Origin of the sequence: Prevotella denticola (assembly GCF_900454835.1) — a bacterium.
Classification (GTDB): Bacteria; Bacteroidota; Bacteroidia; order Bacteroidales; family Bacteroidaceae; genus Prevotella; species Prevotella denticola.
The window spans coordinates 1378963-1392554 of sequence record NZ_UGTM01000001.1; the positions used below are offsets into that span (position 1 = coordinate 1378963).

Annotated in this window: 8 protein-coding genes and 1 tRNA gene; 3 read left to right on the forward strand and 6 right to left on the reverse strand. The window is 49.9% G+C overall.

Going from position 1 to position 13592, the window contains the following annotated elements; translation table 11 throughout:
• Positions 1–350: 350 nt before the first annotated feature.
• Positions 351–992 (reverse strand): RNA polymerase sigma factor, encoded by a 642-nt coding sequence (locus DYH27_RS05805; RefSeq protein WP_025067811.1) that lies wholly within the window; start codon positions 990–992, stop codon positions 351–353.
• A 293-nt stretch (positions 993–1285) separates the two neighbouring features.
• Between DYH27_RS05805 and DYH27_RS05810 the strand changes: the two genes are divergently transcribed.
• Positions 1286–1373, forward strand: a tRNA-Ser gene (locus tag DYH27_RS05810).
• Positions 1374–1660: 287 nt separating this feature from the next.
• Here DYH27_RS05810 and DYH27_RS05815 read toward each other — a convergent pair.
• Both DYH27_RS05815 and DYH27_RS05820 read right to left on the reverse strand, forming a co-directional pair.
• Complete coding sequence (locus DYH27_RS05815; protein WP_029216498.1) at positions 1661–4216, reverse strand: C10 family peptidase; 2556 nt, start codon at positions 4214–4216, stop codon at positions 1661–1663.
• Positions 4217–4401: 185 nt separating this feature from the next.
• The gene (locus DYH27_RS05820; RefSeq protein WP_029216499.1) at positions 4402–8565 is read right to left on the reverse strand and encodes a choice-of-anchor J domain-containing protein; all 4164 of its coding nucleotides are present in this window, start codon (positions 8563–8565) and stop codon (positions 4402–4404) included.
• A gap of 94 nt (positions 8566–8659) precedes the next feature.
• Here DYH27_RS05820 and DYH27_RS05825 point away from each other — a divergent pair, with 94 nt between their 5' ends.
• Together DYH27_RS05825 and DYH27_RS05835 are read left to right on the forward strand one after the other, a co-directional pair.
• Positions 8660–9004 (forward strand): ISAon1 family transposase N-terminal region protein, encoded by a 345-nt coding sequence (locus DYH27_RS05825; RefSeq protein WP_025068505.1) that lies wholly within the window; start codon positions 8660–8662, stop codon positions 9002–9004.
• A gap of 1 nt (position 9005) precedes the next feature.
• The gene (locus tag DYH27_RS05835; RefSeq protein WP_455430468.1) at positions 9006–9989 is read left to right on the forward strand and encodes an ISAon1 family transposase; all 984 of its coding nucleotides are present in this window, start codon (positions 9006–9008) and stop codon (positions 9987–9989) included.
• Here DYH27_RS05835 and DYH27_RS05840 read toward each other — a convergent pair.
• The 3 genes from DYH27_RS05840 to DYH27_RS05850 form a co-directional block, all read right to left on the reverse strand.
• Entirely contained in the window at positions 9970–10299 is a 330-nt protein-coding gene (locus DYH27_RS05840) for a hypothetical protein (protein WP_029216644.1), read from the reverse strand. The two genes, DYH27_RS05835 and DYH27_RS05840, sit on opposite strands and share 20 nt — an antisense overlap.
• A 797-nt stretch (positions 10300–11096) precedes the next feature.
• Positions 11097–12089 carry a glycosyltransferase family 2 protein gene (locus DYH27_RS05845; protein WP_025068326.1) on the reverse strand — a complete coding sequence of 331 codons (993 nt, stop codon included), beginning with the start codon at positions 12087–12089 and terminating at the stop codon, positions 11097–11099.
• Positions 12076–13581, reverse strand: a complete 1506-nt coding sequence (locus DYH27_RS05850; RefSeq protein WP_025068325.1) for an oligosaccharide flippase family protein — start codon at positions 13579–13581, stop codon at positions 12076–12078. The genes DYH27_RS05845 and DYH27_RS05850 overlap by 14 nt, the downstream gene beginning before the upstream one ends.
• Positions 13582–13592: the final 11 nt, after the last annotated feature.

Genomic DNA, 13592 nt, shown 5'->3' on the forward strand with positions numbered 1-13592 from the left:
CTGTCCGATTAAAATTAAATAGCATGATTTCCCATACGGAATCTACTTTGAACAGGGAATTCTGTATTGTTTGCAGCAACCCCCTCATCAAATCAACTTTGTCATCTTTTCAACTGCAAAACAGCATCATATTGTCAAGGTGTTGAGTGTTCACACGACTGGTGTTTGCCGACAACACTACACGTGGCAGGCAGCAGCACGCAGGCTGGAAGCAGGAAGCCCCTCTCAAGGAGTTAATGACTAACCTATACAGGAGATTGTATGCCGGACTGCTATAATATAACCGGACTGCTATAATATAAAATGAGCATAGACAAATGTCGGGGACATTATTTTACCGAACGGAAAGTCTATGCTCGATTCATGAAAATCTGAAAAAGGAAAAGGAGTGTCAACGGATTGCCTAACTTACGGCTCTCCTCTCGTAGACACATGATAGCGCGATATACAAGTTTTCTTACAGATCCGGGACTGATATCTAACAATTCTGCTATTTCCTCGTAACTCAAGTTCTGCATATATCTCAAGTAGATGGCCTCACGTTGCCGATCAGTAAGTGTATTCAGCAAATCTTCTACTATCTCCTTGATGTCCGATTTCTCCTCTTCATCTATAATCGTATCCAGAACGGTGACTTCTGTAGTGAAAGGCAACCGGTTTATATCGGTCTCGGATAGTTTCGAGTGCTTCCGCCACACATTCAACATGTTATTTCTGAAAGCCCGGAAGAGGTAAGACGGAAGACTACACACCTCCGTCAGTTCCTTCCTTTTAAGATACAAGGTACAGAATACGTCATGTATGGCATCTTCACACAAATTCATATCGAACCCCAGACTCTGTCCATAAGCCAACAAATCGTTTACACATAGAGAATAAATAGAGGAAAAGATGTCTTTACTGTCTTCCTCTGTTTCGCTGTTCTGAAAGATTTGCCAATAGGCATTCAGCCTTTTATGTCTTTCTTGATTGGTCATGATTTGCTGTTCCATTCAAAAATGAAAGATGACATAACTCGGACTAACATAAAATCCTCTTATTGCTTGAAATAACATATTTCGGTAATGCAAATTTAGTCATTTTTTTGAGATTATAAGCTAAAAGAGGCCTAAAAATTAAGTAACAGGCCCAAATAAAGCAGAATCAAAAGGAGGGATGTCCACACACTGAATCCTTAAAGAATTATAAAATATAATATAAAGTTACGCTATTGTAAAAGTAAAGCTCTACTTTTGCACTCCAGAAAAGTTACGGTGCGCATCCTCCATGCATGGTGACTGATAAAGGAAAGATGCTCGAGCGGTTGAAGAGGCACGCCTGGAAAGCGTGTAAACGCCTAAAGCGTTTCGGGGGTTCGAATCCCCCTCTTTCCGCTGTTTCAGGTAGTTACACGTCTTTATTTAATCCTATTATTTGTTTTTATAATTCAAAGTATTGCACAAAAATGCACTATTTTGCACTATTTTGCTGCATAACACCTGCAAATAGCCTGCAAATAGGGGCATACGTTTCATCTCTGTCATCAACAGACACATGAGCCGTATGCCCCTATAAAATTGCTATGGATGCCAGCTCAAGGCTGGACATCGGATTCCCTACGAACTAAGTGGAGGAGGAGCGAAACATAACGTCAGAAGGAACTCCCTCATGCAAGGGATGATTACCTGACAACGCATTTCCTTCCATTGACCACGTAGACACCCTTGGCGAGACCATTGAGACTGGTGACACCCTTGGCAACACAGACACCGTCAAGTGTATAGACATCGAAAGCGACAACATTGCTGACAGGACCGGAGATGCCATTCGTCGAATCCTTGACGGTGAGCTTCGCCGGGAAGTAGGAGAAGACGTAGTTGGCAGCAACCCCTCCGCTGACTTCAATGGTGTACTCTCCGGGAACATCGAAGGAGGTTACCACCTTTCCGTTGTGGTCCTTGACGGTGAAGACAGGAGCTTCGGTCAGTTCTACGGTCGTTTCATTGTTCTGCAACCCATCCACCGTGTAATCGAAGACAGGCTTCTGCTTTATCTCGACAGTCACGTCTTTCGCCCTGAGGTTGGCCGTAGCCTTCTGGACAAACAGATAGCCGTTGACAAACTCTACCTGCTCCTCCTTGATGGTTCCACGCGAGACACTGATGACATACTTGCCTACCGGCGATGCAGGCGTGGCCTCGCAAGTCAGCACAGGCAAGCCCTCTACATAGTCGCCCCTCATCTGCCAGCCGAGCTTCGGGTTCTCGCTGCCATAGGTCCTGGTGGTATTGCGCACCTTGATCGTAGTACCGAACTCAACGATATTGAAGTCTTTCCACTGACCGCTGCGCTTGTAGAGTGTCTTCGTCCCGGAAGGAACCTGCAACTTGATGGACTCTCTGTTGAGGTCGGAAAAGACGCTGCGTCCCAATGCCGGCACGCTCTTGGCATAGATCCGGATTACCGCAAGGCTGTTGGCACCGACGAAAGCCTCGTCACCGATGGACGCAACCGTAGCCGGCAGCGTGACCTTCGTCAGGTTGCCGCATCCGGCAAATCCATAGTTATGAATCTTGGTGATACCTTTCCCGACAGCGAAGTCGTCCGAATTATAAGGCATCACAGAGATGATTTCTGTCATGTCCTTTGTCAGCAGCATCTTTCCGTCGAAGACATAATCACAGTCGTCACCGGTCGGTATGGACACCGACTCGAGCCGCGGCATACCTCCCAATGCACCGTCGGCAATGGCTGTCGTCGTCTTGGGAAGGACAAGTCTGTGCAGCCGTCGGCAGCCATAAAACGCCTTTTCGGGTATTTCATGTTTCTTACCTGCAAGTTTCCGAATACCGCCGGTAAGGTAAGGCTCACCTCCCTCGACCAGCTCAGCATCGCCGAGATCGAGTTCCGTCAGCGAACTACGAAGCATCTTTCCGTCCATACTGCATCCTGCAATCTGCCGGATGGTACGCAGGTCCGTCGAGTTGATCAGTCCGTTCACCTTCAGCTTGGAGATTCTTTCATAAAGAGAGTCTTCGACGAGCGACGCCAGCTTGCCAGGTTCACTGACATTGACCGTATCCTCGACCAGCTCGCCTCGTATGCCCTCAAAGCCGATGATCATATCCTGCCCTTCCGAAAACTTAAAGGAACCGGGATTCAGGAGACTGATGTCATAAAATCCATCGGAAGAACCTTCCCATCCCCAGTTGATCCACACCTTGCCGGTGGCATCATATCCGCAAAGTACAAAGGCATGACCGCCGTTACCGCGATCCACGCCCGTATAGAAGATGGCACGGCGTTCGTTCAGTTCATTGAAGATGATGTCCATCCATCTTTCCTCTTTGTAACTGCTGCGCCGAAGCATCTGCGTTGTCTCGGGATAGCCCAGGTTGCGTTTGAGCCCTTCACAGGCATTCTCCGTGTAAGTACCCGATCCGTCGGTAGCATACATCATGTCGGCAGCCACGCCGCAGTCGAGCATCAGCTTTGCCACAGCGTTGCCCTGTGCCGTGGTGTACTTTCCTTTATAGCTGTCGATCATGTTTCCCCAGTCATAGACACTCTCATCATAGTTGACGGTCACTTTCTTCATGCTTCCGTCCGCCTGCTTGACATTCACGGAGTGTGTACCCGTACCACTCTGCGGATAACCGTTGTAGTACATGATCTGTGCCATGGCGGTAGCGACACATCCGGTCACGGCTCTTCCCGTACCGCCATACCCCTGCCAGCTACCGGTACCGGAAGAGGTTGCCTGGGGGCAGAGGTCGTTGTAAGGTTTCTCCTGTCCCCAACGCGACGTGACAAGGGCGGGAACCTGAGCGGCATACTTGTTCTTGTCGGGGACCACCACCTTACACGGCACGCCGCTCTTCACAATGCCGTTGATGGCCTCTTCGGCAGCAGCGAGATACCATTTGAAGCCCTCGTTCTTCGTATTCTTGTCGAACGTGCTGTTCGAATAGGCGATGACAGCCGGTACGAGGTCGTCGTTGCCCACGATGACGAAACCGCCCTTCTTATAACCCATGACGGTGTATGCACTGTTTTTCAGCAGCGGTTTGAGGTCGTCCTTGTGTGCACGGGTCATCCGCAGTGTCGGCGACTGACTGAACACCTGCTCCGCTGCCGCCTTGATGGCAGCCTTTGTCCTTGGTGCTGCCGAAACCGACAGTACCATGCCCAGTACGAGCAGCAGGCTTATGGATAATCGTTTTCTATAGTTCATCATAATAATATGGTTGTGGTCGTGTCCGGCTTTCCGGCAGGGGAACTCCTTCCCGGAAGCTGATTTACAGCAGAGACGGCACGATTCGGTTTGTTGATATAAAAACGCATAGACGGAGTCAGAGCCCTGCAGAATGGGTCCTGACTCCGTTTGTAGTCAATTCTCTAATAAGAATCGGTGCTTATTCATCACTTGATAACGGTCTTCTGGCCATTGATGATATAGACGCCCTTTGCCAACGAACGCAGGCTCTTGGCACCCTTCATTATCTGCTTGCCGTCGATGGTGTAGACATCGTAAACCGTCTCGCCGTCAGCATTGATGCGCTGGACGGCTGTTGCCACACTGATTTCCGCAGGTGCAGACTCTGAACCGTCGGCATAGACAGCCGTCACACAGTACTTGTGCTCCTTGTTGTCCGGAGCCTTGAGGTCGTCGCTGACAAGTTTACTGGTGCTTCCGATCAACTCACCGTCACGATAGATGTTGTAGGAAACTGGTCCTGAACCAGCCTCGAACTTCGCATCGTCAATCATGAAGATGAATGCCTTGTCCTTGCTTGTGATATGATGGATGGCAAAGTACTTGGTCCCCTCGGGTACGTCAACACTTACTTCCGTCCATTGAGCAGCATCCTGTACGTGCGTGTCGCCAATCTTCACGAAGCTGTCAGGATCACTACCGCTTGTTGAAGACAGTACGTCGAAGCTCTCTGCTCCGCTGCCGTCCGTAGCCTTGAGATTATTGACCCAGAAGCTGACGGTCTGCGCCTTGCCAGAAAGCTGCGGACTGATGAGCCAGTTGTTGGCATCAACGAAATTCTTGCCAGACTCATCAACCTGATATATTGCTACAGCAGCCCTGGTGCCGGAATGCGGATCAAGTCCCTGTCCTGACTTGAACAGGTCAGACGGCTGCCAGTTGAGGAATGCGAACTCCTCGCCCTGATGCTGATACTGTGTGCCTTGGGTGAGACTTCCTGCACGTCCATGGTCGTTGTCAACCGTTGTCCAGTCGCCGAAGCTGGTACCCCATGCCTCATAACTCTCGAAGTCGTCTGTAACACTGGTTATCGTCGTTGCCGGTGCATCCCAAGCCAACTTCACAGCAGTAGCCGACCCGCTCTTCTCTCCACGGAGGTTCTGCGGGGCCTTGACATCTGGTGTCTCAAGACTGACATCGGCGGTCGCCTCATTGTTGTCTGGTTCGAGATCGCCGTCCAAGGTGACTGTCGCCTTCACGCTGAGCTTGTCTGAAGCGTCCAGACTGGTCGTCTTGTAATCAACAGAGAGTACGTTGTTCTGCATGAAAGAAAGACTCTTTCCGAGGGTTTCCTCCTTGACAACCTTATTGTTGACCGTAAGGGCAACCTTGGCTTTCTCAACCTTGTCGAGACCGAGGTTGGTCACCTTCACACTGAACTTGGCTGTCTGTCCTTTCTTGAGGCTTTCGGGTGCGGTCAGTTCCACACCTGCATCTTTCTGATACGGGTCGGCAATGTTGATGTTGTCAACATATACGGCATCGTCAGAAACCTCATCGGCAGTACCGACAACACGCAGCAGGACGTAATCCTCATTGGCCAGTTCGGCAGGGATATTCACAATGTGATTCTTCCACTTACCATCGTTGACAGCTCCCGTATTGGTCCATACAGCTTCCGTCACTTCTCCGTTCTTCTTCTGGAAACGCATTTCCACCTTCGCCTTGGGCGCTCCATCGCCACGATAGTCGAAGATGAGTCTCGGGTTCGCTGCACCACGCAGGCTCGTCTTACCCATGACAATGGTCGATACACCCGGCCGTGACGGACGGAAAATCAACGAACCGTTGTCATCGTCGGACGAAACATCGTTGGTGAGAGTCCATGCAGTATTAGTGCCGGAACGTTCAAGACCGACGAATTTGTCCTCAACGGTGCCATCCTTGAAACTGTTGTGGAATGGTAGCGTATAAGGCGTACCGACAATGAGTGCGCCGGCTGCCCATGCACTCGTACCTGCTACGTTCACGGCATTGACAGCCCAGTGCTGGTACTTCTGCTTGCCTTCGTTGGTATTCAGGCCTTTGACGGTATATCCGGTCGAGCCTTTGACATCAGCGATCTTGTCGCCCAACTTGCCGTCATCCGTAACGCTATGGATATTATAGGTAACCTCTGCCGGGAGAATGATGCCCTTGTGTACACCTGTCGGAACATCCCAGTCGAGCTTGACAGTCGTTGTCTGGTCGGTTGTCTTGATCTTGCCCAACGCCGGGACATCCTGCCCTACATAAACATTGACAGATGCCTTCGAGCCGAAGTCGTGAGCATTGTAAGCAATAACCGTATAGGTATTGTTACCGTTTACGGCGGCATCGTCGACAATCTGCAGTGCCGAACCTGGCGCCGGAGCCGTGATGGTCTTCACGACACGCTCACCGCTGCTGACAACAATCTTCGTGAGGTCAGAGAGAGCAGAACCGTCAATGGCCTTGGTCGGTGCATTGAACTTCAGCGTAGCCTTCAGCGCAGCCGTCGGATCGGCAGTTGCTGTCAGATTGTCCACCATGGCCGGTGCCTTCGCATCAGCAGCAACTTCCACAGAGAGGGAGTCGAGGACGATTCTGAATCTGTCAGGATCAGAAATGGCATGGAAACCAATGTAGTAGTTCCCGTCCGCAGCCGGTTCTATCCGCTTGGTAAATTCCTGATACTTGGAACTTGTAAGATCCGTTGACGGGAGTATCTCATTTGCCATTGCGGCAACCGTATTGGCATTACCCCACTTCACCTCCAGACGTTCTGGGAAATTGCCCAGTCCGGCAGCAGCCTTGAACGATACATTATAGGCCTTGCCCTGCTTCATCTGAATCGGTGGTGAAATCAGCCAGTCATCGGCAGCGTTCTTCTTGTTGTAACGATATACGCAAGAACCACCCTTGGAACTGTTCCAGCCCCATGTGCTCTTGTCCTTATTCACGTCGAGAACCGTGTAGAGCTTGAAGCTTGCGGCAGTCGGGAAATCATCGAAGAACGGCACTTCGAGTGCATTACCGAAGATCTTTCCTTCGCTTGTCGCAATTGCACTCCGCTTCGACCCGTTAATGGCCTGTACGGAATAGGAATAAGCCGACAGCTTACCCTTCGGGACTACTTCGCTGAAAGAAGTTGCAGAGATACTCTCGGCCACCTTCGTACTTTCTTCACCTACGTTGCGGAAGACATCATAGGTGAGAGGACCCATGTATCCGTTGTGCAGACCTTCCGTCGGAGCTTCCCAGGTCACGGTTGCCTTACCTGTTGTTTCGTCAAGGCCCATTGTCAGATCTTTGACGATATCGGGCACATCATAACCGACATAGGTCGTCAGTTTGACACGAGGACCCTTACCGGCATCATTGCTGCAGAAGACGATGAAATTAACGACTCCTTCGCTGACCGTCACATTGGCCTCAACCTTCTTTCCAGCTTCAGCCGTTCCGTTCGCTACTTCTTTACCGTTGGCGAACACCTTGTACGAGACGTTACCGGTCAGGCTGCTGCCGTCGTACTTCTTGTCAGGAGCCTTGAACGAAACCTTGCCGCTGAGCGCACCGTTGGCGAAGTCGGCCTTGAGGTCGCTGGCTGCTGCTGGTGCTCCGTTGGCTGTCGCCACTGCCGGGAAGTTGAGTGCCACGAGCATCGCCGGCTCCGTATAGCTGCCGACCGGTGTCACGTGTCCGTCGCCCAAGTCGACCGTATAGAGCTGGAACTTTCCGTCCTTGTCGGTCGAAGCCCAGAAGAACTCGTTGGTCCGTACGTCGAACTCGCCGCTCTGGGTGTAGTACTGTCCCTTGGCATCGGCAATCTCTACACCGGTAGAGCCCTTCTTCGTTTCAGCACCTGTCGAACGGTCAATCTGGTAGAAGTCACCTTCCTTGCTGACACCATAGGCGAAACCGTCATTGGCAATACCCAGTGCCACATAGGTGTGCTGGGCAGGAGCGATGGTGGTACGCGTCAAGGTGGTGTAGTCTATGACACCCCACTCAAAATTCTTCAGGTCGGCGGTGTAGAATTCTCCGAACACCTCTCCCGTCGTCGGGTCAGTAGCCGTTTCAGTAGCGATCAGACTGTAGTCTCTGACGCTCTTGGGCTGTTCTTCCAACTGCCAGGTCTCTGTGTCGAATGCATAATGCGAGAGCAGGAGAATACCATAAGGAGCATAACTCGTATCGAGGTATATGCCGTGAAGCACTCCGTCTATCATTCCGCTTCCGCCATTGAAATAGCCTTTCTTGTAGTCGGAGAGCAGTTCGAAATTGAGGTTTGCCACCGGGTGGAACGAATACATGCCCATGAAACTGTTGGTGAGGAGATTTCCCCACATGGTCAGGTCAGGATTGAGGGTCAGTCCTAAACCCCAGTTGCAAACCTACTTCTCTTAAGCGCATAATTTCATAAGTATTTATTACCTTTGCATCATGAAGAGTGACCAACTATTACGTTGCATCTTTCCAGATGTACTTGCCGACTACTTTGATGTTGTCGATATTCAAGAGGGTGTTTCCCAGTTTGACTTTTGGCTTGACGAGCGTAACTTTATGGAAAAGTCAGACCATAAGTTAGGCACTGTAAGCAGTTATGGTTTTACCAGCGAGCGTGTAATTCAGGACTTTCCTCTTCGTGGCAAAGCCGTCTACCTCCATGTTCGCCGACGCAAGTGGCGTGACAGTTCCAACGGAGAGATATTTACTTATTCATATGATGACTTGACGGCTGAGGGCAGTAAACTATCCCCCGAGTTCGTTTCTTTTTTAAAAGAATAGAATTGAGTCCACTGCAGAGAGCATCGCAAGCATCGGTGCGCACTATGGCGTAAATGGCAAGCAGTTATCCACACAGTACAAGGAACATTTCAGTGACTACCGCAGCTGGGATCAGTTGGATCATGCTCAAGACTGGCTATTGTTTGAAAATAACATAGGTGAGAGTCTAAGTATTGATGAGACCTGTCTAAGCAGTGGCGAGGTCTATACTTTTCTGACCAACAAGGCGGGAAAGGGCAGAAATGGAACTTTAGTGGCTGTGGTTAAAGGGACCAAGGCAGAGGACGTTATTCAGGTTGTCAAGAAGATAGACCTGTCCAAACGAAAGACTGTCAAAGAGATAACACTTGATTTGTCATCTTCGATGATGCGCATAGCCCGTGCCGTTTTTCCCAAAGCACTCATTACCAATGACAGGTTTCATGTGCAGAAACTGTATTATGATGCTCTGGATGACATGCGTATCGCTTACCGGTGGATGGCAAGGGATAAAGAGAATGAGGAGATAAAAGAAGCTAAAAGTGAGGGAAAGGAATATATACCATTTAGATACAGCAATGGTGACACGCGTAAGCAGTTGCTCGCCAGGGCAAAGTTCATATTGACCAAGCACAGGACCAAGTGGACTGAAGCACAGAAAGCCAGGGCGGAAATCATCTTTGAACATTATCCTACACTGAAAAAGGCATATGATCTGGCTATGAAACTTACCGATATTTATAACATCAAGAGCATCAAGGATGCTGCAAGACTGAAGCTGGCTAAATGGTTCAATGAGGTTGAAGAGCTGGGAGTGGACAATTTCTACACGGTGATTGACACGTTTGAAAATCATTATCAAACCATACTCAATTTCTTTGTAAACAGAGCAACAAATGCAAATGCTGAGTCATTCAATGCCAAGGTTAAGGCATTCAGGGCACAGTTCAGAGGAGTCACAGATATTCCTTTCTTTTTATATAGGCTTATGAAATTGTGTGCTTAAGAGAAGTAGGTTTGCAACTGGGTTTTAGGACTGACCCAGGATTGACCGTCACCAGGTTCTTCAGATCCGCAGGGCGGATGGCAATCGTCGGACTGCTGAACGGCGATTTGACGTCTCGTGGCAGCGTCTTCGCCAACAGTGTCGGGAAAGCCTTCAGCGGATCAACCTTCTGTTGAGCCGTCTTCTGTCCAGGCAAAATCCTGGAAGGAGTAAGAGGCACTTGGTTTTCTGGCATCACTTGCGCGGATGCAGGCAGCATTGTCATTGTCGCGGCAAAAGCTGCAATTAGTTTGGTAAATCTTTTACTCATATCTGACGGGTTTAATTAATAAAAAAAGTTTTTAAACCTATGAAAGATTTCGATTACAAATATATTAATTTTTCCTCAATACCTCCAAATAATATTACGATTTATTTCTAAATTATTTAATATTTGTGCACATTTACAAGAAAACGTGCAATTTTATATCGTTTTTATTCGTATCTGGCAGGATATCCGATAGTCGGGGACGGGCGAATATTCAGCGGAAGAGAGACACCCAACTATTTTTCATGATTGGGACAGACTTGTTTTACTTCTCAAAAAAAACGATTCTATTGTGGAATGCCCTACGGACAGACGTGTTGATGAACCACATCCTCTGTTTTATTTCTGTTTTCAGTTGCTGTCATTATTAACACTTCGCACAAATGCCACTTTACAAGCCACTTGCAACACCCCATTACATGACAGCAGTGACAGCAACCTACAAATTCTGACTCAATGTGGATTCAGGACAAGACACTTTTGATTGCGTAGGAATGTGCCTCCCCGGACAGAAATCTGGCTACATACAGTCCCGCCTATATAATAAGGCGTAATATGGGGATATGAGGCTGCGCCAGAAGTTCATGCGTAGCTAAACTGTAGGAACACACTTTCGGTTCTGAAGATGGAGAGGAATGGAAAGTGCCGGATTGACAATTGAGAACAAGAGTACCGGATGCCGGGAACTGGAGTACCAGGTACTGGGAACAGGAGTACCAGGTATCGGGAACAGGAGTACCAGACACCGGGACAACAGAATTGAGAGCCAGCCTGCAAAAGAACACAGGTGCTCATCACGATTAAACAGTCTCCTTATTGCGCCCGGCAAAACCACGGAGCAGGAAGTACAGTTCTTCCTGCAGGCGGAAGAGCAGCCATGAACAGCGCAGAGGCATATAGCCGAATTTACGTTTAAGAGAGGGCTGCACCTGTTTCAGGTTGACAGTCTGCCAGACATGACGCATGATTTTCCTCCCCTTCCGGCGGTCTGCTGCGGAGAGTTCCCTGCGGTGAAGATAATAGAAGAGATAGACTCCGACCAGATTGAGCCACCGTACCGTTTCATAACAATGCAGGTCGTCATCCGACGCACCTATATCGACGAGCTGGCGCCGCATACTCTCGTTGGCCAGAAGGAAATCGAAGCGGTGGACACTTGCCTGATGCGTGACCGACACAGCCTGCTGCCGATAATAATAAACGCCGTCGCAAAGGGCCACCTTACGTGAATAGTAATAATGGATTCTCGTAGTGTTGTCATCACTGTATACCCTTTGCGACTCATCGTAGGGATGCGCTTTGTGGAGGGTACTGCGCACAACGTAACAACCGTGAATTCCCCAGGTCAGGCTCTGCCGGAAGGCTTCCTCGCCATTCATCATATTGAAATGAGGCATGGAATACTCCTCCTGATGCCCATCCGCATAGACGCAAAACAGACGGAACAACACACAGTCGACCTCTGTCTGGCAGAAAGCCTCGCATACCCTTTCCAGCGCATCCGGCCCCAGCCAGTCGTCACTGTCTACAAAGCCGATGTAATCTCCCGTTGCACAAGACAGTCCGATATTCCTCGCATGAGCCTGTCCCCGGTTCTCATCCAGTGCTATCACCCTGAGACGTGTGTCCCGGGCCGCATACTGATGCAGGATATCCAGAGAGTCATCCGTCGAGGCATCATCAACGCAGACCACCTCAACGTCTTTCAGCGTCTGGTTCAACAGCGAATCAAGGCACTGAGGAAGGTATTCCGCTGTGTTATAGACGGCAACGAGCACACTAATCTTTGGCATGACGGATAAACTTATTCTTCAATCTACTTATCAAGACATTCCACAGCCCAGTCTTCGACTTCAGCACACGAAAGGAAACCATCATGCTTACGACACACAGTGCGGCAGCAAGCCCCCACCGCAACCAACCGCAGTCAGAGCGGACACAAAGGAACACAAAGAAACCGATTGACAGCTGGACAGCGGCACAGCGCAACACAGAAGAAGACTGCCGGTAACCATAATGGAAACGAGCATAGACATAAACAAAAACAAAACTGAAGATTCCTGCCGCAGCCACACCGACACCGGCACCGAAAACACCCCATTGCCTGAAGCCGACTATTACCAGTGCGGCAAGGCACACATCATACAAAGACTCCAGAAGCAGGTAAGAGCGCGAGTCGCCTTTCGCCAAAGGGATATACTCTACCGGCAGACGTATTGCCCGTACGTACATGGCAAGGACCAGCACCTGTGCCATACTGAGGGCGGGCAGGAATTTGCCGGAATAAAGGGAGACTGTCAGCTGGGGCAGGAACAACAGAAAGAGCGTCAGAAGGGGGGAGATGAGCAGGAGTGTGACTTCTATCTGGCGGTTGACAATCTGGTTAAAGGTAAAATTCAGGCTGCTTGCACCTGACAGCCGAGGAAAATAATCGGTCTCCATGGCTGAAAAAACCATCCCAGAACAGACCATTGTCATCATGAAAGCGGCATTGTAGAAGCCGACCGCCTCAATGTCCGCCACATTGTTAAGGTAACTCCTAATAATGAAGTCCGCACCCGACCCGAGGATACCGGCAAGGACAAATGCCGTTCCCAGACGGATCATACCCCACCCTTTGACCAGAAACGGCCTGCGGAAAGAGACACGGAAAGGATAAAGTCGGCAAGAGACCATGGCTGTGAGAACCATCTGCACCAATGCCATCAAGACCAGAGAGGGGACGATGGCTGCATTGCCGAAGAGATAATAAAGCGGAACGGTCAGGACCAATGCACCAAGCACGTTATACACTGAGACGGAGGCCAGCGAACGAAGACGGCGTACACCCTTGAGGATGGCAAGCTCGCCGCCGCTCAAAGCAGCCAGTGACACACAGGGAGAAAGAAAGATGAAGTGCAGCGTATGCCCATCCCAGGAGAAGGTGTATCTGCTGAGCAGAGGACTGAACACGATGCAGACCAGCAGACCCAGCAGGGCTGTGAGCAGGCTCCACGAACGGACAAGGGCGATATCCTCCGTCAGTTTTTCCTTGTCTTGCCGGTCGTAGTCCTCTGATATATTGCGCACGGCACTCATCGGAAGGCCAAAGTTGGTGGAGTCGCCGATGAGCTTTGTCGTGGAGTTGAACAGCGAGATAAGACCGACTCCCTGCGGCCCAAGCAATATGGCCACGAACTTGTTGCGGACGACACCTATCAGCACGTTGAGGCCCTGCACACCGCCAAAGAGGCTGATGTACTTCAGAATATGCAGATAACCATCCGTATGGGTGTCTTTTTTCATCGTATTATCTA